Here is a 25,968-nt window from a genome sequence, read left to right as displayed (position 1 = left end):
CCTCCGCACAACCGCGGCGACCGCACCTGCGTGGGGGTGGCGGAGTTGACCGCCTGAAAAGTGCGTCTTTTCTGGGGCCGAGAGGATCTTCGGCAGGTCGGACCAGCCGGCTCCGGGTGTTATCCCCCTGCTGTCAGTATTCACTGGTATTCCGGTGAGACGCAGGTGGCGATGCCGGCGCCGCCGTTCGGTGAGCGTCGGCGTGCGGGCGACGGGGCGTTCCCCGCCCCTGCCGGACCATTTCGGCCGCTCGCGGCGTAACACCTTATGCGGCTGCTTTCCCGGGGGGTGAGGCCCCGCCCTGTCGCGCCTCGGTCAAATATGCATCGGCGGCAGCGTGCCACGAGCGAATCGACTCGATGAGAAGATGACGTCGAAAGCGGAATTTGGAATTTCCCTCGACGCATGGTGCGGCTGGAAATGGCCGGTATTCGTCTTCTGGGTGCGGGTGGCGTGCCGGTCGGGAGTGCGCCGGCAGCGGTAGCCGCGGATGTCACCGTTGGCGCGACGGCGTCGCCGGCAAGGCGCGGTCACCAGGGTGCTCGCGCGCTGTGTCCTCTCGCCGTCGAACGGTGACCGGGTCGAGCGACGCCGACAACGGGTCGTCGGCCTTCCGGTTTCGTCCGCCTGGTTTCCGGGCGGCGAGGCATCCCTCACCTCCGGCGCTCCGGGACGGTGCGAAAATGTGCCACTCGCATTAGGCGAGCGTGCGGAGAAGGCCGTCCGGAAGGGGTTGACAGGGTACATTCAGGCCCGCAGACTAACTGAAACTTTGCAGTCAGCGGCTGTGGCCGCGCGCATTGCCGAAAGACGGCTCGGAGAAAAGGACGCGTTTCTGGTTCCTGTTCTTCCGCGGCTGAGAAAGGTTTCAGAATGTCTTCAGGAGGCACGCACCCCTCCACTGCCTCTGGCGCCCGGAAACGCGTTTTGACGTTCGCGTTGAGCGTCGGTCTTCTGGGAGGTCTCGGAGTTCCGGCCGCCGCCCCCGTCCTCGCCGAGTCGGCCGCCACCCAGGCGGCCGTCCGGCTCGCGGCGGGGCAGGCGGCAGGTCTGCCCAGCGGACGCACCTCGTACCGGACGATCACGGACTACAACGACGAGATGCTGGCGCTCAGCACCCGGCACCCCGGCCTCGTCAAGCACATCACGCTGCCGCACAAGACCCGCCAGGGCCGGGACGTATACGGCATCGAGGTCACCCACGACGTCGACGCCGCCGACGGCAAGCCGGCCCTGTTCATGATGGGTGTCCACCACGGCAACGAATGGCCCTCCGGGGAGCACACGCTGGAGTTCGCCTACGACCTGATCAACAACGACGGGAAGGACCCCCAGGTCACGCGCCTGCTCGACCAGGCACGGGTGATCTTCGTCCCGGTCGTCAACGTGGACGGGTTCGTCATCAACCGGCGCACGAGCTGCGGCCTCTCCCCGACCTGCGCCGGCAGCGGCGGGGTCGACATCAACCGCAACTACCCCTTCGGCTGGGGCAGCAACGCCGGGTCCAACGCGACGACCCGCGGCCCGGGGCCGGGCTCCGAGCCCGAGGTGCGCAACGTCATGGACCTGACCAAGAACAACCAGGTCACCGTCCTGATCACGAACCACACCTCCGGTCACACCCTCCTTCGCCCCCCGCTGGAGAAGCGTGCGGGCGACGCTCCGGACGAGGCCGTCTACGCCGCGCTGACCGACGCGATGACGGCCAGGAACGGCTACACGGGCATGAAGTCGGGATTCGACTACGAGACGACCGGTGAGACTCCGGACTGGTCGTACTACGCCACCCGCGGCCTCGGCTTCACCTTCGAGATCATGAAGACCCAGTCGACCAACAACACCTATCCCGAGGTGATCGAGGACTACCTGGGCACGGGCCGCTACGAGGGCAGGTCGAACCGCGAGGCGTTCATGGTCGCCCTGGAGTACGCGGCGGACCCGGCGGGGCACTCCGTGATCACCGGCAAGGCGCCGAAGGGCGCGGTGCTGACGGTCACCAAGGACTTCGACCTGTGGACCGCGCCGATCCGGCAGGCGAACAACGTCTTCGACCCGCCGCAGAGAGTTCCCACCCACCTGGAGTCGACGCTGGTCGCCCCGACCAACGGCAAGTTCACCTGGCACGTGAACCCGTCGGTGCGGCCGGTCCCCGCCTACACCGAGACCGGCGTCGTCGCGACAGGGCCGGGCAACTTCCTCAAGGAAAGCTGGACGCTGACCTGCGCCCGCCCGACAGGCGAGGTTCTCGAGACGGTGCGCGTGACCGTCGACCGCGGCGAGCAGGTCGACGTGAGGTTGCAGGAGTGCAAGAAGCGGTTCAACGGCAACGGCCCGAAGAACTGAGCCGTTCTCACCCCGCACATGTTCGGCCGGGCGGTCCCCACAAAGGGCCGCCCGGTGGCGTTGCATCCCTCAGGCACATCGCGATTCATAGTGACGCGGCCGCCTCGGCGGCGGGTCGCTCATCGCGGCCGTCACTCCACGGAGAAGGGAAGTGTTCCAGGATGAGGCACGTCTCGGAGACCGGCCGGCCGCTCGCCGTGCTGGACGCGTCCCGGATCGCCGCGAACCTGCGCGCGCTTTTCGACGGCCACCGCCTTTCCCCGTCTCAGCGCCGGATCGCCCGCTACCTGCTGGAGAACGCCCAGGAGGCCGTCTTCTTCACCAGCGCCGACCTCGCCGAGCGCGTCGGCGTCAGCCAGCCGTCCGTCACCCGCTTCGCCGCCGCACTCGGGTTCCGCGGGTTCCCGGAGTTCCGGGACGCGCTCCGCACCTCCGTGTTCGGCGATCGGCACCCGGCGCCGCCCGCTGATCGCCTCAACGAGGTCCAGGAACTCGTCAACTCCGAGATCCGCGACCTGGAGCGGCTGCGGGACGGCCTGCGGGATCCCGGTCGGCTTCGCAGAGTGGCCGCCGGGCTGGCCAGGTCGACTCCGCTCCTGGTCATGGGCCTGCGGATCTCCGCGCCGCTGGCGCACCTGTTCGGCTACCTCGCCGAGAAGGTGCACCCGGACGTACGCGTACTCGACGTGCCAGGCTCGATCCTGGAGGACCGGCTGGGCCGGGCGGCCGAATCCGGAGCGGAATGGGTGCTCGCCATCGGTCTGCCGCGCTACCCGCGCGAACTGGTCCAGGGGCTCATCTGGGCGCGGCGCGTCCGGCTGAAGGTCGCCCTCGTCACCGACCAGCCGGTGGGCCGGCTCACCGACCTCGCGGACGAGGTCCTGCTCGCGCCGGTGAGCTCGGACTTCGCGTTCGACTCCCACGCCGCCCCCACGGTGCTGTGCACCGCGCTCCTGCACAGCATGCTCGACACCCTCGCCACCGAAGGCCAGGCCCGCCTGGAGGCCTTCGACGACAGCGCGACGGAGCGCCAGGTCTTCCTCTCCCACTGACCCGCCCCGGCGCGTGGGAGGAGCGCCGGGGCCGCGCGAGAAGGGTGTGCGGTGATGGGGGCGAAAAGGGGCCCGGCCCCGGCGGTGGAACCGGGACCGGGCGGGGGACCGCACGCGGCTCAGCCCGGCGGGAACTGGCCGTTCTTCGCCACCGGAACCGCGAGCTGGTTGGCTCCGGTGAGCGTGGCGCGCTCGATCGGCAGGCGGCCGAGCACCGGGTTGAGGTGCTGCAGGGTGAGGGTGACAGAGGGGAGGGTCGTCGAGAGGGTGATGTCGTACTTCTCGAGGTCCACCCACCTCACGATGTTCATCACCTCGGGCGGGATGGTGTCTCCAGCCTTCTGCACCGGCACGCAGAGCTGGCGGGCGGCGTTGACCTTCACCTGGTGGACGGGGATCTGGTCCACCAGGACGGGGTTGAGCTGCTGGAGGGTCAGCGCGCGGTTCATCAGGGGGTTGGGCGTGGTCCCGTAGCACTTCAGGTCGAGGTGCGAGACGAGCGACAGGATCTCGGCGGGCGGGATCAGACCGTTCTTGGCCACCGGCACGCACAACTGCTGGGGCCCGTTGAGTACGGCGTCATGGCGTGGCAGGTCCGCGAGCACCGGGTTGAGCTGGCTGAGCACGAGGCCGACGTTCACGGTCGTCCCGGTGATCCGGTAGCACGCCAGGTCGACGTACCGGATGAAGTCCAGCACGGGGGCCGGCGGGATGACGTTGTTCTTGGCGACCGGCACGCACAACTGCTCGCGCGGGCCGAGGGTGACCTGCTCGACCGGCAGGGTGCTGAGTACGGGGTTGAGGTGCCTCAGCGTCAGTCCGGTGGCCGGCGGCTGGTAGGGGTCGGTCTTGAAGCATTCGAGGTCGAGATACGATACGAAATCCTTTGGCGTGGGCAGCGCCAGAGCGGTGGCCGATGGCACGGACAGGAATGCCACGGCGATGATCCCCACGGCGGCGGATATCAGACCTCGGATCAGCGGTTTCCGGTGCCTGACTTTTCGGGGGACGGGAGCGTTCACTACGCCTCCATTGGTCGGGGTCGCGCCTCGTGCCCCTGAGTGTCTGCCGGTTTTCTCGTTCTGACAATATTGGTGGCCGATTTTTATCCTGTTCTATCTAATGCCTGGTGGAGGGCATGATCAATTCGGGGCCGAGTGTCCGGTGCCGCTTATGAGCGATGCGCCTGCGCACCAAATGGCAGAGGACATAACAGCAGAAAGAAAAGAGTCGTGATGTCACTGGCATCACCACGCCCAGCCGAAAAGGAATGCGCAGAGAGACGTGACGCCGGGCGTTAACGGGTCCCGCCGTCCGTCGAACGGCGTACGCCCGGACCAAAAGCGCCGGTAAACGCCTCGGCACCCAGCGTCACGGGCGGGCCCGACGACTTCACCGCGTATGAACGAGAAGGTGAACGCGGCGATTAGGGTCGTGCAGCCGGCGAGGATCCGGTGCTCTGGCCCCCGGGTCGGTCAGGGCGTGACGACGACCTACGGCATCGCGCCGGGCAGGCACCGAAGAGAAGGACGGGTCACCTGAGGGGGAGGAGCGAGCGGGTCAGTTTGCCGTGGGGGTTGTAGACGGCGCACATGACGTCGCGGTCGCCGTCGGCCCAGGTCTCCGCCGTCGGCATGATCGGGTAGTAGTCCAGCCCCGAGCCCGCCTCGCCTGGCCAGTAGTGGGTGAAGCCCTGCTCGCACTTCTTCCAGGCGAACGCGGCGAGCCCGGCGCGGTCCCAGGGGCCGTCCGCCGCGTGCAGGAAGCCGTAGGCCTGGTTGTCGGCGCGCTCGGGACACGGCTTGTAGAGGACGATCTTCTCGCCCGCGGCGGGTGAGTAGACCGGGTCGTCGAAGCATTCTCCGGCCTCGATGTTGAGGATGCCCGTCGTCTGCGCGGTCATGAAGGTGTCGTCCTTGACGACGGCCCCGCCCGGCGGGACGACGAAGAGCGTGCCGAGCGCCAGCACGCCGGGTAGCAGGGCCAGCGGACGGGACCATCGCCGCGGCGCGACCGGTCGTACGGCGGTCATCGGCGAGGCCCGGAACGGGACGAGGGGTCTGCGGGACGCACCCTTGATCGTAGGCAGGGCCCGCTGAATGCCACGGGAACGCGGCGTGACCGGCGCGGGGAGCGCCGGTGTCGGACGCAGAATCCGACATATTTGCGATTTCGCAGGTCAGAGGCCATGTGATCTTTGTCATACGCGAGCTTATGTTCACGTGGCGTCCAGGTGATCTTCATGTCCCTGCCGGTCGCGGCTGGGTGAATGCGGTCACCTGCCGTGCTCCGCGGACGGAACTCCCCTCCTTTACGGACAGAAAGAAACCCCACGTGAGCAACGAAAGAAAGATCTGGCTCAAGGGCTCCACCCAGGCCAGGCTCGCCATCGCCGGTGTCGGCGCGCTGCTCGTCGGCGGCATCGCCTTCGGCCCGGTGGCGTTCGGCGCCGCCGCGCCGCCCCGCTACCCCGCGGCCGAGATCCACAAGCCGTCCCCCATGCCCGACCGCGTCATCCTCACCCCGACCACCACGCCCGCCACCTCCCAGAAGGTCACCTGGCGCGCCGAGACCACCGCCGAGTTCGCGCAGGCGGAGATCCTGGAGTCGCCGAAGGCGCTCGGCCAGGTCCTTCCCGCCGCCGGGGCGGTCACCAACGTCAAGGCCGTCGCCAGCACGCCGGTCAACACGACGCTGGGCTACGCCTCCACGTACCACACCGTCGAGTTCACCGGCCTCAAGGCGAACACCCGGTACACCTACCGCGTCGGCGACGGCACCAACTGGAGTGAGTGGACGGACTTCACCACCGCCGCCGCCGACTTCCAGCCCTTCTCGTTCATCTACTACGGCGACGCGCAGAACTACATCGACTCCGCGGTGCCGCGCGTCTTCCGCCAGGCGTTCGCCGAGCGCCCGCAGGCCAAGGTCATCGTCAACGCCGGCGACCTGATCGACTCGGCCAACAGCGAAGAGCAGTGGGGCCAGTGGTACAAGGCCGGCGGCTTCATCGACGGCCAGGTCAACAACGTCTCCATCCCCGGCAACCACGAGTACAGCAGCGGCCTGTCCACCTTCTGGCGGCCGCAGTTCCCGTATCCGGACAACGGGCCGGGCAACCCCGAGCTGAAGCAGACCGCGTACTACGTCGACTACCAGGGCGTGCGGTTCATCGGCCTCGACTCCAACTACCAGAGCAACGCCACCCTCATGGCCTCGCAGACCGCGTGGCTGGAGAACCTGCTCAAGAACAACCCCAACAAGTGGACCGTGGTGACCTTCCACCACCCCGTCTACTCCACCACCGGCACCCGCAACAACCCGCAGGTCCGCGACCAGTGGGGCCCGCTGTTGGAGAAGTACGGCGTGGACCTGGTCCTCCAGGGTCACGACCACTCCTACGGCCGCGGCAACGCCAAGACCGCCCGCAAGTCCGCCACCGTCCACAACGGCGTGGTGTACGTGGTGTCGGTCTCCGGCGGCAAGATGTACGCCCTGAACAACGGCGAGAACTGGACCGGCAACGGCGCCGAGGTCGTGAGCAAGGGGCAGGACGTCCAGCTCTACCAGCTCATCGACGTCGACAAGGGCCAGCTCCGCTTCGAGGCCCGCTACGCCAACGGCCAGCACCACGACGGGTTCCTCGTCCGCAAGAACGACAAGGGCGAGCGCACCGTCAACGAGATCCGCACCGAGCAGAACACCACCGGTGAGCAGGTCGCCGTCGACAAGACCACGGTGAGGTCGCGCGAAGACATCACCGTCTCGGCCTACGGGTACGACCCGGGCGAGAAGGTCGCCGTCTTCCTGCGCGACGCCGACCAGGCGAAGGACGAGCGCGCCCGCGTCCGCGACTGGCGGGACCTGTGGAAGCTGTGGGACCGTGACAGCTCCCTGGTCGGCTTCCGCACCGCCGACGAGCTCGGCCGCCTGACCTACACCTTCAAGGCCCCGTCCGTCTCCCGCAAGGACGAGACGTACGTGGTGTACCTGTCCAGCGAGCACCAGAAGATCACCTCTCCCGTCGTCACGGTGACGAAGAAGTGACCCACGCCGGACGCGGGCCCGCCACCGTGGCGGGGCCGTGTCCGGCCGTATCGGACTGGAGCCCGTGGTGAACATCCGTACCCTCATGCCGAAGGCCGCGCCGGTCGTGTGCGCCGCCGCCTTCATCGTCCTCGCGTGCGCCGTGCCCGCCGCCGCGCACCCGTTCGGCCCGCCGTCCACCGCGCGGATCAGCGCCGACGGGTCGCACGTGACCCTGTCCTGGATGGCGGCCGAGGACGACTGGGTCGCGCTCGGCCAGTCGATCGGCGCGTTCGAGGACCCCGCGACCGGCACGGTGTCGACCGCGCTGACCGGCGAGCAGAAGCTGTCGCGCTCGCCCGCGGTTCGCGACTACCTGCTCGAACGGATCACGGTCGCGCGTAACGGCCGTCCGTGCGAGGCCCGGCTGGAGGAGCTGCGGGCGCTGCTCACCGAGGGCGCCCGGTTCGGCTTCGACTGCGACGGCCCGGTGACCGAGGTCCAGGTCACCCTGGCCGCGCTGACCGACCTCAACGAGAACTACCGCACGATGCTGACCGCCGAGACGCCCGCCACCCCGGCGCGGACGCTGTTCACCAAGGCCACCGCCACCCAGCGGGTGCGCTTCTCGGCCACGGCGGCGAGCACCCCCATGGGCCTGACGGGCGTGGTCGTCGGCGCGGGCGTCGTGATGGTCGCCGGCGCGGGCGTCGTGGTCGGCCGTCGGGCGCGGCGGCGCGGCGGGCGGGCGTGACCGGCATGGGCGGGATTCCCGTGCTCGACGACCGGCTCGTCGCCTTCTTCGACGGCAGGGGGGTGTTCTGGCTCGCGCTCGTCATCGCGCTCGGCGCGGGCGCGGCGCACGCGGTCGCGCCGGGGCACGGCAAGAGCATCACGGCCGCGTACCTGGTCGGCACGCACGGGCGTTACCGCGACGCGGTGCGGCTCGGCGTCATCGTCGCCGTCATGCACACGTTCTCCGTACTGGTGCTCGCGCTCGCATGGGTCGGCGTGAGCGGGATCGCCGGGTTCGGCACCGAGTCGGTCACGGCGTGGATGCAGGTGGCGGCCGGGCTGGTCGTGGTCGCGATCGGCGGCCATCTCACGTACCGGCACCTGAGGGGACGGCTGGCGCACTCCCGCGCGCACGTCCAGGGGCACGGTCATGGGCACGGTCACGGTCATGGGCACGGGCATGAGGACGGGCCGACCGACCCGTGGTCGCGCAAGGGCCTGGTGGCGCTCGCGCTGTCCGGCGGGCTGCTGCCGTCGCCGTCGGCGTTCCTCGTGCTGGTGAGCGGCCTGCTCACCGGGCGCGGCGTCGACGCCGTCGTGCTCGTCCTCGCCTTCGGCGTCGGCATGGCCTGCACCCTCACCGGGGTGGGGGCCGTGACGATCGGTGGGTACGCGCTGCTCAGCAGCCGCCTCCGGGCCGGCTCGGCGGCCACGGCGCTGGCGGCCTGGACGCCGGTCGTGGCCGGGGTCGTGGTGTCGATCGGCGGGTTCCTGTACCTCTACTTCGCGGTCGCCGTGCTCGTCACCTGAGCTGCCGGAAATGGACGGGGAAACGCCGCGAGGCACCCTCCCGGAGGCGGTTCAACGTCCCGCTCGCCCGGCGGACGCCCGCCGGAAATGTCCGCGTTGCCTCCCGTGCACCTTTCAAAAGACCCTTCACAGCGGCAACACCGGTGAGCCGCCGGGCCGCCCCCTTGGCGTAACCGAAGCTCGCCACCCTTTGCTAGCCCGGACGCTCGTAGACGGGAAGAGACAGAGTGACGCAGAGCGAGAGCCCGCCCGGCCTGCTCGGACGGCCGATTCGGATCGCCCTGGTGGCGACGACGGTCGTCGCCGTGGTGGTCGTCCTCCTGGGAGTGACGACCCCGGTGTTCGCCGCGACCGCCGAGCCCGGGGCGGCGGCGGCCGAGGTCCGCCCGGTGCGGATCCTGATCCCCCGCATCGGGGTGGACGCGCCCGTGCGCCCCGTCGGGCTGATGCCCTCGGGCGAGATCGAGGTGCCGCCGCTCGCCCCCCGCAACCTGACCGGCTGGTACAAGTACGGACCCGTCCCCGGCAGCCTGGGGCCCGCCGTGATCGTGGGGCACAGGAGCACGCGTTCGGGGCCGTCGGTCTTCGCCCGTGCGGCCCGGCTGCGCCGGGGCGACGCGATCAGGATCGTGCGCTCCGACGGCGTGGTGGCCGTGTTCACCGTGGACCGTCTGGAACAGGTCCGCAAGACCGAATTCCCGACGGAGCGGGTCTATGGAAACCTCGACCGCCCTGGTCTACGACTGATCACCTGCGCCGGTGACTTCGATCGGAGAACGGGCGCGCACACCGACAACCTGATCGTCTACGCGTCCATGAGACCGGCCACCTCAATATAGCCGGGCCGAATTTACCGTTTTGTTGCCTCGCTCACAGGGCGATTTCGGTTCACCGGTGTTCGGTGATCCTCGGATGTCCTTCACGTCCACCGAAACACATATTTCAGGATGGTTGGTTCGATGAGTCCCACGTCCATCGGTCGGCCCCGGCCGGCCCGACGGCGCGTCCGCTGGTTGATCATGCTCGGCCTCGTGCAAGTGGTGGTCGGTGGCCTGACGACCGTGGCGGCGCTCGCCTCGGTGTCGGTGCAGGTAAGGCAGCCCACGGCGCGGGAGGTCACCGGAGGGTCGCTCGCCTGGGCGATCAACGAGCACCTCGGCGAGCAGGGCAGGAACGGCGCGGCGCAGACCGGCGACACGCAGGTGGTCCTCGCCGGGGGAGTCGAGCGCGACCGTGACGGCGTGTTCCACTTCCCGGTCGCGAGCGGCTCCTACGACCCGGCGACCGGGGGCGGCACCGTCAGGTACGGCGGCACCGTCACCGTCACGCGCGCGCACAAGACCGTCGTCATCGCCGACCCCGTCGTCGTGATCAACGGCACGGAGTCCGCGCTGCACGCCGAGGTCGCCGCGCCGCCGGCCACGCCCACCGCCACGCCCACGGCGGCCCCCGGCACGCACGCCGCCGCGCCGGCCACCCCGCACCCGTCCGGCACCGCCACGAGCCCGATGCCGCTCACCGAGCTGGCCCGCCTGACCATCGACCAGGACGCGGCCGGCGTCCAGGAGCAGACCGTGACGTGGGCCGCCGTGCCCGCGACGGCCACCGAGGAGTCGGCCCGCCTGCTGGCCGACGTGCTCGGCACCGAGCCGCTGACCCCGCTGACGCTCACCGTCACCTTCGACCAGGCGAGCACCCCGGCCCCGAACCCCGGTGTGGCCGACTCCGCCGGCTCGACGCCGACCGGCAGCGGGACGGGCAGCCCCTCGCCGTCCGGCAGCGGGTCGCCGTCGCCCTGCGTCTCCGGCAGCCCGAGCGCGAGCGCTTCGGCCAGCGCATCTCCGAGCGCGTCGGCGAGCCCGTGCGCCAGCGGGTCGCCCAGCACCTCGGCCTCGCCTACCCCCTCGGGATCGGGCACGGGCTCGCCCACGCCGAGCCAGTCCGCATGTCCCACCTCGTCCCCGACGAGCTCCAGCAGCTCCAGCCCGTCGAGCTCCACCACCCCGAGCTCCTCGGGCAGCCCCTCGACCTCCACCTCGCCGAGCGCCTCCGCGTCGTCGAGCGCGTCGCCCTCCGCCAGCTCCTCGCAGACCCCGGGGGCGGCGCGGGCGGCCGGCGAGATGGTCGTGCGGTTCGCCGCCTTCGCCGAGGCCGAGGCCTCGGCCACTCCGTCCACCAGCACCAGTCCCAGCGCGAGCTCGTCTCCGAGCACGAGCGCCTCCGGGTGTCCCTCGACCAGCGCGTCGCCGAGCAGGAGCGCGTCCCCCTCGACGTCCTCCTCGCCGTCGGCGTCGACCTCGCGCAGCGCGACGCCAAAGCCGACGCACACCGTCACGGAGAACACCACGCTGCCCGCCAAGAACGCGGGAGACGACGAGACGCTGGCCAAGACCGGCGACGGCTTCGTCATCCCGCTCATGACCGCGGGCATCGGGCTCATCGTGGGCGGCGGCATCACGCTGCGCGCCTCCCGCCGCGGCGCCTACCAGCGCGGTGACCAGTGACAGGCGAGCGGTGGCCGGGAGACCAGTGACCGGCACGATGGAGCAGGAGACCCCGCGGCACGCCGAGGACGACTGGGAGCCGTCCGGCAGGCGTGCCGCGCGGGCCGTGGGCGAGGTGATGCTCACCCTCGGCCTGCTGCTGCTCCTGTTCGCCGCCTACGCGGTGTACGGCAAGGCGTGGCAGATCGAGGCCGCGCAGGACGGCGTCGCCGCCGAGCTGGACGAGCGCTGGGCGGCGAACGAGGTGCGCCCGGTGGCGGGCCAGCCCATGGCCCGCATCCACATCCCCAAGCTGGACCGCAAGTGGGCGGTGGTCGAGGGGGTGGACCAGTCCGACCTGAGCAAGGGGCCCGGCCACTACCCGCGCACCGCCCAGCCCGGCGAGGTCGGCAACGTGGCCATCGCCGGGCACCGGATCTCGTCGGTCTTCTGGGACATCGACCACCTCCACAAGGGCGACACGATCGTGGCCGAGACGAAGACCGGCTGGTTCGTCTACAAGGTGACCCGGCAGCGCCTGGTGCGGCCGACCCAGGTGGAGGTGATCGCCCCGAACCCGGACGACGAGAACCGGCCACCGGACAAGGCCATGCTGACGCTGACCACCTGCAACCCCAAGTTCCAGAACTGGCAGCGGCTCATCGTCCACGCCGAGCTCGTGCGCGAGCAGGCCAAGTCCGCCGGCCGCCCGGCCGAGCTCAAGGGGCACCCGTGATCTACCCGTGGATCTGGAAGCGGCTTCCGGGCCGCACGTTCGGCAAGCTGGTGTCGGCCGCGGTGCTGCTCGCCGTGGTGGTGCTGCTGCTCTGGTACGTGGTGTTCCCGCTGGTGGACGGCGTGCTGCCGACGGACGACGTCACGGTCGGCGGCTAGAACGTCGCTGCGGCCCCCCACGGCCCGGCTGGGCACCCCGGAGGCTGCACGGTCTAGGGCCTCTACCGGCCCGGCCGGGCTCGTTCATGGCCCGGCAGGCCGGCCACCCCGGGGTTCACGGCCGGGCCGGGACCTCCCGGGGTCGTCCTGGCAGCCCTGCCAGACCTCCGGTTACGTCACGGACCGCAGCCCTGTCAGGACCTCTCCGGGAATGTCACGGTCCAGCCTCAGTAGGCGCCGTCGCGGCGCAGGACCGCGCCGACCGTCTTCCAAAGGATCACCAGGTCCGCCGTGAAGGACCAGTTCTCGACGTAGTACAGGTCCAGCCGGACGCTGTCCTCCCACGTCAGGTCGGACCGGCCGCTCACCTGCCACAGCCCGGTGATGCCGGGCCGCACCAGCAGCCGCCGCGCCGCGTCCCTGCCGTACCGGGCGACCTCCGACGGCAGCGGGGGCCTCGGGCCGACGAGCGACATGTCGCCCCTGACGACGTTGAAGAGCTGCGGCAGCTCGTCCAGCGACCATTTGCGGATGAACCTGCCGACCCGCGTCACGCGCGGATCGTGACGCATCTTGAAGAGCACCGCGTCCTTCTCGTTGCGCGCGGCGAGGCCCGCCAGCGCGGCCTCGGCGTCCACGACCATGGAGCGGAACTTGTACAGCGTGAACCGCCGCCCGCCGAGCCCGACGCGCGTCTGCCGGAAGACGGCGGGCCCGGGACTGTCGAGGCGCACGGCCAGCGCGATGCCCGCGAGCAGCGGAAGCAGCGCCAGGACGGCCAGCGCAGCGACCGCGCGTTCGAGCAGGTCCTTCGCGGTGCGGCGCGGCCCGGCCAGCTCGGGCGCCTCGACGTGCAGCAGCGGCAGCCCGCCGACGGGCCGGGTGTGGATGCGCGGCCCGGTGACGTCGGTGAGCGCGGGCGCGACGATCAGGTTGACGCCCATGTCCTCCAGCTCCCAGGACAGCGCGCGCATCCGGGGGATGGTCAGCCCCGTCGCCGCGACGGTGTCGGCGCCGGCCCGGGTGACGGCCCGCCGCACGTCGTCGACGGTGCCCAGCACGGGGACGCCGGGCACGGAGGGCAGCGCGTCGTCGTACCCGTCGGAGAGGCACACCCCGGCGACCGCGTACCCCGCCTGGGCCTCCCGCCGCAGCTCGCGGATCAGGTGCGTGACGCGGAACTCGGTGCCCACCACGAGCACGCGGTGCGACCAGGACGCGTCGCGCGCCCTGCGGCGGCGCAGCCACGTGCGGGCGGCGAACCGCCAGCCGAGCAGGGCGGCGGTCCCCGCCGGGCAGGCCAGCGCGACGAATCCGCGGGCCAGGGGCAGGTCGAGCACGTAGCAGGTGATGCCGACGAACGCCGCGAGGTACAGGCTGCCGTTGGCCACCCGGCGGTACTCGTCGATGCCGTAGCCGAGCATCCGGCCGTCGTAGCAGCGCGTCTGGTGCAGGCAGAGCAGCCAGGCCGCCGCGATCACCAGGCCCGCCAGGTGGTAGGGGACGCCGGCCATGACGGGCGGGCGCCACCCGAACCGGCCGCCGTAGGAGCCGACGACGACGGCGCACACGACGAGCGCGTCCCCGGCCACCAGCCGGCGCTGGTAGCGCCCGACCCAGGACGGCGCGGGAGCGGCGGTGAGGGGCTTGGACAGGGAGGTGGCGGTCATCACCGCCGCTCCGGCGCGGCCACCAGCGAGCGGTAGAGCGACTCGGTGCGGTCGGTGGCGACGTCCCAGGAGTAGCGGGCGAGCACGTCCTCGGCCCGGGTCCTGGCGCTGCCGCGCTCGGCGTCGAGGGAGGAGAGCACGCGCACCAGCACGTCCCGCAGGTGCTCGTGGTCTCCCTCGCGGAACAGCCGCCCGCCCGGGCCCTCCTCCTCGATCACCTCGCGGTGGCAGCCGAGGGAGCTGGCGATGGTCGGCAGGCCGTAGGAGGACGCTTCGAGCAGCGCGAGCGGCAGGCCCTCCAGGTGCGAAGGCTGCACGTAGACGGCGGCGTGGCGGTACAGGGAGGCGAGGTCCTCGCCGTAGAGGTAGCCCAGCATGCGCACGCGCGGGTCGCCCGCCGCCAGGGCGTGCAGCTCCTGGACGTACTCGTCGGTGTAGGAAGAGCCGCCCACGATGGCGAGCCGCATGTCTCCCGGAACGTCGCGGAAGGCCCTGATGAGCAGGTCGATGGCTTTCTCGGGCACCAGGCGCCCGACGAACAGGACGTACCGCCCCGGGGCCAGCCCGCGTTCGAGGACCGGCGCGACGGAGACGGCCGACACGGGCCGCTCGACGCCGTTCGCGATGTGGACGGTCGGGTGCGCACGAAGCCGGGCGTACTCGTCGGCGATCTCGCGGGAGACGCCGATGACCGCGTCGGGGACGCGCTCGCTCAGCCAGCGGGCGCTGCGCAGGACGGCCTTGGCCGCGCCTCCCCACTTCTGCCGGCGGTCGTCGCGCCCGTGGATGGTCTGGACGACCCGCGCGCGCGACAGGTAGCGGGGCAGCGGGGCGAACAGCCCGGGGCCGAGCGCGTGGTAGTGCAGGATGTCGTGCCCGTCCGCGAGGGCGGCCATGGTGGACACCAGGCTGTGCGCGAGGGCGTCGAAGTGCTTGGTGCCGAGGGTGGGCAGGTGCCGCAGTCGCACGCCGTCCACCGTGGCCGGCCGTTCGAGCACGTAGTTGTTGCGGCAGTAGACGGTCACCTCGTGACCTCGGGCGGCGAGCCGCCGCCCGAGGTGCGCGACATGATGCTCGATGCCCCCGAAGGTGGCCGGGATGCCGCGCTGGCCGATCATGGCTATGCGGAGCACCCGCCGATCGGCGGACGCCGGGGAATGTGCGATGGAACCTGAAGTCTCGGCCGCGGGCATGCCCGAACTCCCCAAATATGACAATCGCGGAACGCGCCTCTGGCGTGGACGCTAGGGAATTCCCGGTGGCGCGGGAAAGAGGGGTCCGGGGTATTTCCGCGCTCTTCACCGATGGTTGGCCCCCGCGACCTCGCCCATGCGCGCCGCGGCCGGCGGGGGCTTTCCCTGAGGGAGAAGTTCGCGGCCGCGCCAGTGATCGTTAATGATCCGTACCGTCGCCGGTCGATAAGTTCCGGATAAGATCTCCGGCCCTTTCGGCGGGAAACCCGCGCTTGAGCTGCGGTTGGGCGGCCCGATCCGGCGCAGGCGCGTCGTTGTCGCCGATTCCCTGTATTCCACATGGGTTTTGTGGGTTGGTCAAGGCCCGAACAGCCCGGCAAAGATGAAATTTACGCCACCTGTCATTTCTGTTCGCGTATTTATCGGTTCGCCTGATCGTCGCTGTGCGATACGCGTCGCGGGCGCTATAAATGGCTGTCCCTTGGGAGGAGAAAACGTGATCCGCGTGGTCGCGGCCGTACTCGCGGTCATGACCGTTCTGTGTGCCACCGCATGCACCGCCGGCCCGCCGCGGCCCGAGCCCGGAAAGACCCCGGTCCATCGGCAGCCGCCCGAGCAGCCCTTCGGTCTGAAGTGGGACGGCTACCAGCATCCGCCCACCGTCCACGACGCCGTCATCGAGTCGTACGGCGGCGGTGGCACGTTCCACGAGATCGTCTGGTGCGCCGTCGAGCCGAGGCCCGGGGAGCGCAACTGGTGGCTCGACGACCGCGTCGTCGGCGACCTGGTCGCCTACGGCTACCGTGTCATGCTGCGCATCCGCGTCGGATCCTGCTGGGCGAGCGGCAGGCCCGACGCCGAGCGCCCGCGCGTCGCCGTGTCCTACCCGCCCGCCGACACGGCCGCGTACGAGGCGTTCGTGCGCGACACGGTGACCCGCTACGCCGCCAAGGGCGTGCACCTGTACGGCATCGAGAACGAGATCGACGCGTTCACCTCCTGGGGGGTGGACCCGCGCGAGTACCAGGCGGTCGGCCGCGCCGGGGCGCGGGCCGTGCGTGCGGCCGATCCACAGGCGAAGGTGCTGGACGCCGGGGTGGCCAGCGCCGGCTACGGCATCACCGTCGCCAAGGCGCTCCTGGACGCCGGGCGGCCCGACCGCGCCCTCGCCTTCTACCGCGACTTCTACGCCGGGCGCGGGGACGGCGGCTTCCCCGCGGCGAACACCGCCGACGACCTGCGGGCCGCGTTCGCCCTGCCGAGGGCCCAGCGGGCCGTCATGGCCCAGGACGCGGTGTTCGAGCTGGACAGGGAAGGCGTCTTCGACATCGTCCAGCTCCACTACTACGCGGGCTGGCAGGCCGTCCCCGACGTCCTCGCGCACATCCGTGCCCGGGTGCCCGCGGGCATGCCGATCGAGGGCTGGGAAGTGGGCGCCTACTGGCCGGGCCCGGACTACGACCCCGCGCCGCACGGCACCGAGACGGCCAAGCTCGTCACCCTGCTGCTCGCCGGCGGCGTGAAGCGCGTCGTGTACCTGCCGCTGAACTACAAGTCGGCCGGCGCGCTCGCCGGCTCGGAGCACTGGCGCGGGTTGTACGGCGAGGACAACGTCGCCCGCCCGGCCAAGCTCGTGTACGACACGTTCAGGAAGCACTTCGCCACCGGCGCCTGGCACCCCGTGACGCGCCCCGGACTCGCCGGCGGCCTCGCCGACCAGGGCGGCACGACGACGCTGGTGCTCTGGAGCACGAGCGGGACGCCCGTCGCCCAGCCGCGACCGGCCCTCGACGCCGACCGGCCGATCGCGGTCACCGCGCTGCCGGGCGGCCGCTCGTGGTCCTGGACGGCCGGGACGCTGGAGGTCGGCGCCGAGCCGCTCGTCGTCACCTTCCCCGCGCCCTACGCGGACGCGCTGCGCTGGCTGGAGGCGGCATGATCCCGCACAGCTCCGCGTACGGCAGGCCCCGCGCCACCGTCGAGAAGAGCCTGGTCATCGCCGGCGCGAGCGCGGTCGCCCTCGCGGTGTACTGCGGCGCCGTCTTCGCCTCCGGCGCGCCCCGCAGCGCGTGGATCATGCCCGTGGCGCTGGTGATGGCCGGCGCGCTGACCGTCGTCGCCGTCACGCGGTTCACGCTGTTCCTGGTCATCGTCCTGGCGATCCGGTCGAGCCTGGACGCGGCCAAGCTGGCCGACATCGGCGCGACGGTGGACGGGGGAGGCGGGCAGCCGACAGCGTCCAGCCTGTTCGACCCGTCCTCGATGCTCGCGGTGCTGTTCATCTGCGCCGGGCTCGCCTGGCTGGTCGTGCAGGGACGCCGCCCGATCGAGGCGCGCCCGCACCCGGCGCTGCCGATGGCCGCCCTGACCTTCTTCGGCGCGTGCCTGTTCAGTCTGCTCGGCTCGCGGGCCCCGGCGGTCAGCGTCGGCGAGGTCTCGCGCGTCGCGGCGTTCCTCGTCATGATCTTCGTGGTCGAGCGGCTCGTGGCCGAGGACCCGGGCCGCAGGGGGCCGCTGCTCGGCGCGGTGTTCGCCTCCGGCGTGGTCCCGGTGCTCGTGACCTTCTACCAGGTCGTCACCGGCAACGGCCTGGTGGACCTGGACGGGCTCATGCGCCCGGTCGGCACGTTCTGGCACCCCAACGCGCTGGGCGAGTTCTGCTACACGATCATGATCATGGGCGTGGCGCTGCTGTGGCACGTGCGCGGCGGCGCGCGGGTCGCGCTGTTCCTGCTGGTCGCGGGCCTCGGCGCCGCCCTGGTCACGACCGCCGCGCGCGGGGCGTGGATCGCCGCGCTCGTCGGCGTGCTCGTGGTCGGGTTCCTCCAGGACCGCCGCATCATCCTCGGGGCCGTGGCCGTCGTCGGCGGCGTGGTCCTGGCCGTGCCGTCGGTGCTGGCGCGGTTCTCCGACCTGTCGCAGACCTACACGGCGGGCGGCTACGAAGCCAACTCGCTCGTGTGGCGGTTCGACCACTGGATCGAGGCGACCGGACTGCTGCCCGAGAACCCGGTCACCGGCGTCGGGCTCGGCACCGCCCGGCTGTTCCTCTACAAAGAGGTGCACAACGACTACGTCCGGGCGCTGGTCGAGTCCGGAGTCGTGGGCCTGCTGGCCTACCTCGGCCTGCTGGCCGCCCTGTTCATCGCCGCGCGACAGGCGCTGCGCGCGACGGCCCGGCCGCCGGGCCTTCGCGTGGCCGACCCGTCGCGCGGGATCGCCGTCGGTTTCACCGGCTGCGTCGCCGCCTTCGCCGTATCGGCCCTGGCCGACAACATCATGACCGCCGTGGTCGTCATGTGGTATCTCGCGGTGTTCGCCGGGCTTGCCCTTCGCATCGGGGCGCCCGGGAAGGAGACCCAGTGAGGGTTCTGCACGTCAACAAGTTCCTCTACCGGCGTGGCGGGGCGGAGGCGTACATGCTGGGCCTGGCCGACCTGCAGGTGAGGAACGGCAACGAGGTCGCCTTCTACGCCATGGCCCACCCCGAGAACATCCCCTCCCGCTACGAGGAGCACTTCCCGCGCAACGTCGAGCTGAACCCGGCGCCGCGGGGCCCCTTCGCCAAGGCCAGGGGCGTCGGCCGCATGCTGTGGTCCACCAGCGCCCGGCGCGGCCTCGCCCGCGTGATCGCCGACTTCAAGCCCGACGTCGCGCACCTGCACAACATCTACCACCAGCTCTCGCCCTCGGTGGTCTCCGCGCTGGGCCAGGCCGGCGTCCCGGTCGTCATGACTTTGCACGACTCCAAGCTGGTCTGCCCGTCGTACTCCTTCCTCGACCACGGCAAGGTGTGCACCGCGTGCGTCGGCGGCAGCCTGCGCGAGGCGGTGCGCCGCCGCTGCAAGGACGACTCCCGCTCGGCCAGCGCGGTGCTCGCCGCCGAGACCTGGCTGCACCGCCGGTTCGGTGCCTACGACGGCGTCCACATCTTCATCAGCCCCAGCAAGTTCCTGGCCGGGCAGCTCACCCGCGCGCAGGTCTACCCCGACCGGCTGCGCGTGCTCGACAACTTCGTCGACCTCACCGACCCCCCGCAGAAGACCGAGCCCGGCGGCCCGCTGGTGTGCGTCGGCCGGCTGCACGAGGGCAAGGGCATCGACACCGCGATCCGCGCGATGAGCCTGCTCGGCGCGGACGCGCGGCTGGTCGTCGCGGGGGAGGGGCCGGACCGCGAGCGGCTGGAGAAGATGGCCGCCGACCTCGTGCCCGGCCGCGTCACGTTCCTCGGCCGCAGGTCGCGGGAGGAGGTGCTGGAGCTCGTCCGCTCGGCCACCGCGCTGCTGGTGCCGTCCCGCTGGCACGAGAACCAGCCGATGACGATCCTGGAGGCGTTCTCCTGCGGCGTCCCGGTGATCGGGACGGCCGTCGGCGGCATCGGCGAGCTCGTCACCGACGGCGCCACCGGGCGGCTGGTGCCCCCGGACGTCCCCATGGAGCTGGCCTCCGCGGCGCTGGCCCTGCTGCGCGACCCGCAGAAGAGCCTGGCCATGGGCAGGTCGGCGCGGATGACGGCGAACGCCCGCTTCTCCCCCGAGGGGCACATGAGCGCGCTCGGCGAGATCTACGCCGAGGCCCGCCGCGCCGGCGGCCGGGCGAAGAAGTGACCACAGTGAGACGGGAACCAGAGATGACGTCGGTAGACGAAGTACGTCCGGACCGCGGCAAAGGCGTGCGCTCGCGTCTGATAGGCCAGCCGAACTCCTTGAACACGGGATTCCGCGCCAAGCGCATGGGGATGCTGCTGGAGCGGTTCCCCGACCTCGCGCACATGGAGGTCGTCGACCTCGGCGGCACCGTGCGCACCTGGACCCGCTCCCCGGTCCGTCCCGCCCACGTGCACCTGATCAACCCCGAGCCGCCGGTCAAGGGCGTCGCCGACGACGTGCTGCCCGACTGGGTGACCATGGAGATCGGCGACGCCTGCGACCTGCCGGCGCACCTCCGCGAGCGGCGGTTCGACCTGGTCTTCTCCAACTCGGTGATGGAGCACGTGGGCGGGCACGAGAGGCGCGCCCGGTTCGCCGACTCCGTCCACATGCTGTCCGACCGGCACTGGGTGCAGGTGCCCTACCTGTACTTCCCGGTCGAGCCGCACTGGGTGTTCCCTCTGTTCCAGTTCCTGCCGCTGCCGGCGCAGACGGCGATCGCCGCGCGCTGGCCGCTGTCGGCGTGGGGAAAGCGTCCCCGCTCGCGGGCCGAGGCGCTTCCCCTGGTGATGGAGGTGGAGCTGATGAGCCGTACGCAGATGCGGCACTACTTCCCGGGCTCGGACCTCATCGCCGAGCGCTTCGCCGGGCTCACCAAGTCGCTGATCGCCTGCCGGGCCTCCTGACGGACCCGGCCGGCGTGCGGCTCAGCGGGTGGGGGTCGCCGGGGTGGGCTCCTGGCCCGCGTGCGGGAGGATCTCGACGAAGCCCACGGGTTCGCCGTCCTTCGAGGTCCGGTACGCGAAGGAGCCGACCGTCTCGAAGACGTGCGTGAACGTGCCGCCCGGCGGGATGTCGCCCGAGGGCCTGGTGCCGTCGATCAGGTGGACCGAGACCTTCCCGCCCGAGTCGTTGCGCCAGGTGATCGTGTCACCCAGGCCGGCGACGAGCTGGCGGGGAACCGGACCGCCGGCGGTGAGGCTGACGGTCAGGCCCGAGCCGATCCGCTGGGTGTCGGCGGAGGTGAGCGGCGGCGCCGTCACGTTCTCGAGGGGCCTGCCGGGCAAACCCTGGTCCGCCTGGCCGACCGCGCAGCCGGCCGCGCACGCCAGCCCGGCCATCGCCACCGAAATCCTGATCGCCGCATTTCTCATGACACGGCACTCTCGGGGATTGAAGCGCCGAAAGCAGGTCTGTGAAGTGCTGACTCGGTAAACGAATTGATAAATCGCGGGACCGGTCCCGGAATCCCGAAATATCCGTCCTGCTCATCTCACGTTCCCGTGGCGGACACACCTGGTTAGTTGGCGAACAGGGGAACTGCATTGATGATCCCAGTGGTGTCGCGACGAAACCACCCCTGTTCGGGACGGACCGCGCGCCGACGCTCCCCTATCCCCCGAGGATCGAGGATTCATGTCCATCGAAATTTCCGAAAAGAAGAGCCGGCTGCGCGGCCTGGCCCGGCGCGTCGCCGCCATCGCGGCCGTGTTCACCTCCGTGAGCCTTTTCGCGCTCCCGGCCTCGGCGCTCCCCGACTTCTCCGACGGCCACTTCAACTTCGTCATGACGGGCGCCGGGTCGGACACGACCTACTTCGCCATGCAGGACCTGGACAACCTGTTCAACGAGGCCCCGGGCTGCAACCTGACCGTCCCGCCGGCGACCCCGCAGTGGACCTGCCTCGCCGACACGGCCACCACCGTGACGACGGAGAACTACGACCACGAGGTCGCCACCGAGATGTTCCCGCAGGGCTCCTCGGCCGGTCTGCGCATGCTGTGCCAGGAGAACGACGGCCTGTCGGGCACCCTGTACTACAGCTACGCGCGTTCCTCCTCGGCCCCGGGCAGCGCCCCGAGCGAGTGCAAGAACGACCCCAACGACAAGCTCCGTTACGTCGGCTGGGCCAAGGACGCCGTGGCGATCCCGCGGTGGACCGGCGGCGCCTCCGACGGCGTGGCCAACCTGACGGTCGCCCAGCTCAAGGAGATCTTCCTCGGCACGGGCCCCGGCGGCTGCAACCGTAACTGGAACGAGTTCGGCGGCGGCAACGCGCTCATCCGCGTGAACGGCATCCAGACCAGCTCCGGCACCTACTCGGCGTGGTCCGGCTTCCTCGGCGGCGACCCGAACACCTGCGTCGCGGCCACCGGCGGCCAGGTCCTCTTCGAGAACAACTGCACCCCGATCAACACCCTGCCCGCCGTCGACCGCCAGCGGTCGATCTGGGCCCTGTCGTTCGGCAAGTACACCACCGGTGAGGCCGACTGCAGCCCGACCGGGACCGCTCTGATCAGCGTGAACGGCATCGCCGCGTCTCCCACCACGATCCAGAACGGCACCTACCAGTTCAACCGCACCCTGTTCAACGCCTACCGCCGCGGCGGCCCGGCGTGGATCCAGGGCTACGTGGGCGAGGCCGGCTGGATCTGCAAGCCGAACGCCCTGCACAGCAAGCCGACCGGCGACCCGAACCCGGGCATCGTCAACGCGAACGTCGACCGCAACTGGGGCGTGGCGATCGACCAGGTCATCACCGCCAACGGCTTCGTGAAGGTCAACCCGACCGGCAACAAGTGCGTCACGTTCGACGTGAACTGACGTAGTTTCCACCTTCGGTCTCTCAACACGGCCGTACCGTTCCGGGCCGGGCTCGCACGAGCCCGGCCCGGTTCGGCCGTCCGGCGGGGCCTCTCTCGTCCGGCGTGACCGGCGAGGTCGCGGGGTTATTTCATTGGTCGGTTCGGGTTCGGCGGGAGAACACGTGCTCAGCTTCGTCATCGGTACCGGGCGTTGTGGGTCGACGCTCGTCCACGAGGTGCTCGCCCGGCACCCTGAGGTGGGGTTCGTCTCCAACCTCGACGACCGGTACGCGCGCTGCCCCGGCTGGGTCCGCCGCAACAGCGGCGCGATCTACCGCCGGGTGCCGCCGCGGCTGACGGCCAAGGGCCGGCTGCGCTACGCGCCCTCCGAGGCCTACAGCGCGCTCGCCCGCGAGGTGTCCCCCCTGCTGGTGGACCCGTTCCGGGACCTGCTGGCCTCCGACGTCACGCCGTGGCTCGCCCGGCGCACGCGGGCGTTCTTCGAGTCCCGCGCCGAGGCCGAGGGCGCCCCCGCGTACCTGCACAAGTTCACCGGGTGGCCGCGGACCGGCTTCCTCAGAGAGATCTTCCCCGGGACGCGGTTCGTCCACATCGTCCGCGACGGGCGCGCGGTGGCCAACTCGCTGGTGCAGATGCCCTGGTGGCGCGGGCACCTCGGACCCGAGGGCTGGTCCTTCGGGCCGCTGCCCGAGCGGTACGCACGCGAGTGGGACGCGGAGGGACGCCCGCTCGTCCACCTCGCCGGGCTCGCCTGGAAGCACCTCATCGACGCCTACGGCGCGGCGCGCGAGGCCCTGCCCGAGGACGCCTGGCTGGAGGTGCGCTACGAGGACATCGTGGCTGACCCGCGCAAGCACCTGGAAGTGATCCTGGAGTTCCTCGGCCTGTCCTGGACGCACGGCTTCGAGCGCGGCTTCGCCCGGTACTCGTTCTCGGCGAGCCGCGCCGACGCCTTCCGCCGGGACCTCACCCCCGCCCAGGTCGGCCTGCTCGACCGCTCGCTGGGCGGGCACCTCGAACGGTTCGGCTACCAGCTCTGAGGGCTACAGATCTGAGCGAACCGGGCGTCAGCCGAGCTGGCGGTGCTCGGTGCGCTCGCCGCCGCTGAGGACGCGGATCTCCGGCTCGATCACCCGCACGTCGTGCTGCGGGGGCTGCCCCGGCGGCATCGCCTGCACCGCCGAGACGCGCGGCGGGCCGAGGTGGACCACAGGGCGGCGCTGGCGCAGCAGCTCGCGCAGCAGCAGGATGACGACCGCCAGGAGCGCTCCGACGCCGCCCGCCATCGCCGCCGACCTCGCCACGAGCGGCGACTTCGCGACCGCCTCGCCCTCGGGGGTGACCGGCCGGATCGACGCCCTGGACTGGGCCAGCCGCGCCTCGGCCTGGCGCAGCGTCTGCGTGGCCTGAACGAGAAAGCGGTTGGCCTGGTCGGACTCGTTCTGCCGCGCGATGAACGGCACCAGGTCGGGCGTGAGGGCGGCGAGCTGCTTCTGCCGGTCGCTGATGGCCTTGAGGATCTCGTTCTTGTCGCGGGTGCCCGTCGGAGCCGCCAGCTCCGACTGCAGCCGGGTGATCTCGGCGTACAGCACGCGGTAGCGGTCGGGCGCCAGCCCGTTCTTCCTCACCACCTTGGCCAGGGCCTTGGCGCTGTCGTCGGCGGTGCGCCGCGCCGTGGCGACGTCCGACTTCGCGCGCTGCACGTACGGGTCGATCAGCGCGTCCAGGGCGGCGGTGGCCACGGCGCGGGTGACGGCCGCCGCCTTGACCGGGTCCTCGCCGGTGTAGACGACCTGGACGACGGTGCCGCGCTCCTTGACGCCGTCGGGCCGCGCGGTGGTCAGCCCGCCGGCGACGCTGCCGGCGTCCACGCCCGTCTTCCTGGCCGCCGCCTCGGTCACCGAGGCGGAGCCGACCAGCGTGCGGTAGTTGGCGACGGACTGCTCGGCGAGGGCGGCGCCCCCGGCGGCGTCCGGGGTGGTCACCTGCAGCTCGACGACGTGCCGGTAGGTGAGCGGCTGGAGGTACGCCCAGCCGGCGCCGCCCGCCGCGGCGACGATGGGAATGGCGGCCAGCGGAACGATGATCCCGCGATACCGTCGCCCATATTCGGAGAGTTCCATCGTGTCTCCTCGGGTGACTCGTCGGATGGATGGCAGGGCCGATGACGCCGGTGCGGGGGGCGCCGGCGCGGGCTTGGCAGCGGGCGCCGCGACGGGCGCGGACACGGAGGTCGGGACCAGAGGCGGCGAGGAGTCCGGCGGCTCGGCCCCGCGGACCGCGGAGTGGAACTGCCAGATCCACAGCGCCGCCCCGGCGAGGTTGGCGAGGGCCAGCCCCGTCGCGGCCCCCACGGCGCCGTAGGAGGCGGCTCCGGCCACGCTGAAGCCGATGTAGAGGGGAGCGAACATCAGGCGCACGGCCGGGCTGCGGCGGGTGTCGCCGAGGGCGCGCAGACCGACCACCGGCCCCGTCATGGCGGCGACGCACGCGTACAGGAGGGCGGTCGGCAGCAGAATGGACTCGGCCAGCCCCCACGACTCGCCGACCAGCGCCCGTCCGACGCCGACGGGCAGCACCAGGGCGACCACCGTGTAGCCGGCGGCCATCACGACCAGGGCCGCGGACTGGGTGACCACCGTGGTGCGCAGGGTCGCGGCCGAGCGCCTCAGCGCGCCCACGGCCTGGGGGATGGCGACGAGGCCGCCAGCCTGCAGCAGCACGTTCAGCGGGCCGAACACGACCTCGGCCGCGCGGATCGCCCCGAGGACCTGAAGCCCGCCGGCCCAGCCGATGGCCAGCATCGCGAGGTTGCGCCCGCCCATCCGCGCGACGAACTCGACGGTGTAGGCGGGCAGCAGGTCCCAGGTCGCGCGGACCCATCGGTGGGCCCGCCACGGGGCCGGCAGGACGCGGGCCTGCACCGCCCCCGCCACGGCGGCGACCGTCGCCGAGATCGCCCAGGCCGCCACGATGCCCCCCACCGTCGGGTGACCGGAGCGGATGACCCAGCCGACCCCGGCGACCTGTCCGGCGGCCCAGATGACGTCGTTCAGGATGGCCTGCCCCGGCCGGTCCGCGGCGATGAACGCGAACCGCCAGGCGTCCTTGAGCAGCAGGCCGGGAAGGAAGAGTGCCAGCGGGTAGACCGCCTCGGCCACCGCGCCCCCGGACAGGGGCACGACGGCCATCAGCAGCAGCCCCCCGAGCAGGCCGATGAGCAGCGCGAGCCCGGTCGACTCGCGGACGCCGCGCCGGTGCTCGTCCGGCGGCACGTGGCTGAACCGGACGAGCAGCGGCTCGGAGACGACCGTCCGCGAGAACCCCAGCACGATCATGTAGAGCGTGTTGGCGATCGCGAACGCGCCGAGCGCCGCGATGTCGACCTCGCGCGCCACCACCACGGTGAGGGCGATGCTCGTCGCGCTGGCCAGGGCCTGGTCGGCGATGCCCCACGCGGTCTTCGGCGTGAAGGGGAGCCGGCGGCGAAGCCTCGTTGCCTGCACC

Annotated in this window: 21 protein-coding genes; 15 read left to right on the top strand and 6 right to left on the bottom strand. The window is 71.3% G+C overall.

Features of this window, described 5'->3' with window-relative positions:
• Positions 1 to 939 precede the first annotated feature (939 nt).
• On the top strand, positions 940 to 2,343 hold the full coding sequence (locus tag DQ384_RS13680) for a M14 family zinc carboxypeptidase (RefSeq protein WP_181871194.1): 1,404 nt from the start codon (positions 940 to 942) through the stop codon (positions 2,341 to 2,343).
• Between the two features lie 161 nt (positions 2,344 to 2,504).
• Positions 2,505 to 3,395 carry a MurR/RpiR family transcriptional regulator gene (locus DQ384_RS13675; RefSeq protein WP_114029127.1) on the top strand — a complete coding sequence of 297 codons (891 nt, stop codon included), beginning with the start codon at positions 2,505 to 2,507 and terminating at the stop codon, positions 3,393 to 3,395.
• 119 nt (positions 3,396 to 3,514) lie between these two features.
• On the opposite strand, the gene DQ384_RS13670 is transcribed toward DQ384_RS13675, so the two are convergent.
• Positions 3,515 to 4,333: a hypothetical protein gene (locus DQ384_RS13670; RefSeq protein WP_114029231.1), complete on the bottom strand. Its 819-nt coding sequence runs from the start codon at positions 4,331 to 4,333 to the stop codon at positions 3,515 to 3,517.
• Positions 4,334 to 4,929: 596 nt separating this feature from the next.
• Positions 4,930 to 5,427 (bottom strand): hypothetical protein, encoded by a 498-nt coding sequence (locus DQ384_RS13665; RefSeq protein WP_147268768.1) that lies wholly within the window; start codon positions 5,425 to 5,427, stop codon positions 4,930 to 4,932.
• Positions 5,428 to 5,729: 302 nt separating this feature from the next.
• Between DQ384_RS13665 and DQ384_RS13660 the strand changes: the two genes are divergently transcribed.
• From DQ384_RS13660 to DQ384_RS41225, 7 genes are all read left to right on the top strand, one after another.
• Positions 5,730 to 7,442, top strand: a complete 1,713-nt coding sequence (locus tag DQ384_RS13660; RefSeq protein WP_220182920.1) for a purple acid phosphatase family protein — start codon at positions 5,730 to 5,732, stop codon at positions 7,440 to 7,442.
• A gap of 67 nt (positions 7,443 to 7,509) precedes the next feature.
• Positions 7,510 to 8,175, top strand: coding sequence for a hypothetical protein (locus tag DQ384_RS13655; RefSeq protein ID WP_147268767.1), 666 nt, complete (start codon positions 7,510 to 7,512; stop codon positions 8,173 to 8,175).
• A gap of 5 nt (positions 8,176 to 8,180) precedes the next feature.
• The gene (locus tag DQ384_RS13650; RefSeq protein ID WP_114029123.1) at positions 8,181 to 8,966 is read left to right on the top strand and encodes a nickel/cobalt transporter; all 786 of its coding nucleotides are present in this window, start codon (positions 8,181 to 8,183) and stop codon (positions 8,964 to 8,966) included.
• A 227-nt stretch (positions 8,967 to 9,193) separates the two neighbouring features.
• Entirely contained in the window at positions 9,194 to 9,805 is a 612-nt protein-coding gene (locus tag DQ384_RS13645; RefSeq protein WP_114029122.1) for a class F sortase, read from the top strand.
• 108 nt (positions 9,806 to 9,913) lie between these two features.
• Positions 9,914 to 11,470 carry an HtaA domain-containing protein gene (locus DQ384_RS44145; protein WP_114029121.1) on the top strand — a complete coding sequence of 519 codons (1,557 nt, stop codon included), beginning with the start codon at positions 9,914 to 9,916 and terminating at the stop codon, positions 11,468 to 11,470.
• A 25-nt stretch (positions 11,471 to 11,495) separates the two neighbouring features.
• Positions 11,496 to 12,185, top strand: coding sequence for a class E sortase (locus tag DQ384_RS13635; protein WP_114029120.1), 690 nt, complete (start codon positions 11,496 to 11,498; stop codon positions 12,183 to 12,185).
• Complete coding sequence (locus DQ384_RS41225) at positions 12,182 to 12,343, top strand: hypothetical protein (protein WP_181871201.1); 162 nt, start codon at positions 12,182 to 12,184, stop codon at positions 12,341 to 12,343. Before DQ384_RS13635 ends, DQ384_RS41225 begins: the two co-directional genes overlap by 4 nt.
• Before the next feature lie 227 nt (positions 12,344 to 12,570).
• Here DQ384_RS41225 and DQ384_RS13630 read toward each other — a convergent pair whose 3' ends face one another.
• Both DQ384_RS13630 and DQ384_RS13625 read right to left on the bottom strand, forming a co-directional pair.
• Positions 12,571 to 14,013 carry a sugar transferase gene (locus tag DQ384_RS13630; protein WP_114029119.1) on the bottom strand — a complete coding sequence of 481 codons (1,443 nt, stop codon included), beginning with the start codon at positions 14,011 to 14,013 and terminating at the stop codon, positions 12,571 to 12,573.
• Entirely contained in the window at positions 14,013 to 15,206 is a 1,194-nt protein-coding gene (locus DQ384_RS13625) for a glycosyltransferase family 4 protein (RefSeq protein ID WP_114029118.1), read from the bottom strand. Before DQ384_RS13625 ends, DQ384_RS13630 begins: the two co-directional genes overlap by 1 nt.
• 496 nt (positions 15,207 to 15,702) lie before the next feature.
• Here DQ384_RS13625 and DQ384_RS13620 point away from each other — a divergent pair, with 496 nt between their 5' ends.
• The 4 genes from DQ384_RS13620 to DQ384_RS13605 all read left to right on the top strand — a co-directional run bounded on the left by DQ384_RS13620 (position 15,703) and on the right by DQ384_RS13605 (position 20,541).
• Positions 15,703 to 17,145 (top strand): hypothetical protein, encoded by a 1,443-nt coding sequence (locus tag DQ384_RS13620; protein ID WP_114029117.1) that lies wholly within the window; start codon positions 15,703 to 15,705, stop codon positions 17,143 to 17,145.
• Complete coding sequence (locus tag DQ384_RS13615; protein WP_114029116.1) at positions 17,142 to 18,572, top strand: O-antigen ligase family protein; 1,431 nt, start codon at positions 17,142 to 17,144, stop codon at positions 18,570 to 18,572. The genes DQ384_RS13620 and DQ384_RS13615 overlap by 4 nt, the downstream gene beginning before the upstream one ends.
• Positions 18,569 to 19,813: a glycosyltransferase family 4 protein gene (locus tag DQ384_RS13610; RefSeq protein ID WP_114029115.1), complete on the top strand. Its 1,245-nt coding sequence runs from the start codon at positions 18,569 to 18,571 to the stop codon at positions 19,811 to 19,813. The genes DQ384_RS13615 and DQ384_RS13610 overlap by 4 nt, the downstream gene beginning before the upstream one ends.
• 98 nt (positions 19,814 to 19,911) lie before the next feature.
• Positions 19,912 to 20,541: a methyltransferase domain-containing protein gene (locus DQ384_RS13605; protein ID WP_220182919.1), complete on the top strand. Its 630-nt coding sequence runs from the start codon at positions 19,912 to 19,914 to the stop codon at positions 20,539 to 20,541.
• Between the two features lie 21 nt (positions 20,542 to 20,562).
• Here DQ384_RS13605 and DQ384_RS13600 read toward each other — a convergent pair whose 3' ends face one another.
• The gene (locus DQ384_RS13600; protein WP_147268766.1) at positions 20,563 to 21,009 is read right to left on the bottom strand and encodes a cupredoxin domain-containing protein; all 447 of its coding nucleotides are present in this window, start codon (positions 21,007 to 21,009) and stop codon (positions 20,563 to 20,565) included.
• A 262-nt stretch (positions 21,010 to 21,271) separates the two neighbouring features.
• On the opposite strand from DQ384_RS13600, the gene DQ384_RS13595 reads away from it, so the two are divergent.
• Both DQ384_RS13595 and DQ384_RS13590 read left to right on the top strand, forming a co-directional pair.
• Entirely contained in the window at positions 21,272 to 22,459 is a 1,188-nt protein-coding gene (locus DQ384_RS13595) for a substrate-binding domain-containing protein (protein ID WP_114029113.1), read from the top strand.
• A 163-nt stretch (positions 22,460 to 22,622) separates the two neighbouring features.
• Complete coding sequence (locus DQ384_RS13590) at positions 22,623 to 23,501, top strand: sulfotransferase family protein (RefSeq protein WP_181871191.1); 879 nt, start codon at positions 22,623 to 22,625, stop codon at positions 23,499 to 23,501.
• 27 nt (positions 23,502 to 23,528) lie between these two features.
• Here the strand turns inward: DQ384_RS13590 and DQ384_RS13585 are convergent, their stop codons facing one another.
• Entirely contained in the window at positions 23,529 to 25,967 is a 2,439-nt protein-coding gene (locus DQ384_RS13585; protein WP_114029111.1) for an MATE family efflux transporter, read from the bottom strand.
• Between the last annotated feature and the right edge of the window lies 1 nt (position 25,968).

It is taken from the genome of Sphaerisporangium album, from assembly GCF_003323745.1.
GTDB classification, from domain to species: domain Bacteria; phylum Actinomycetota; class Actinomycetes; order Streptosporangiales; family Streptosporangiaceae; genus Sphaerisporangium; species Sphaerisporangium album.
Note: the sequence above shows the minus strand (reverse complement) of the source record. Positions and strands in the feature narration are given on the sequence as shown.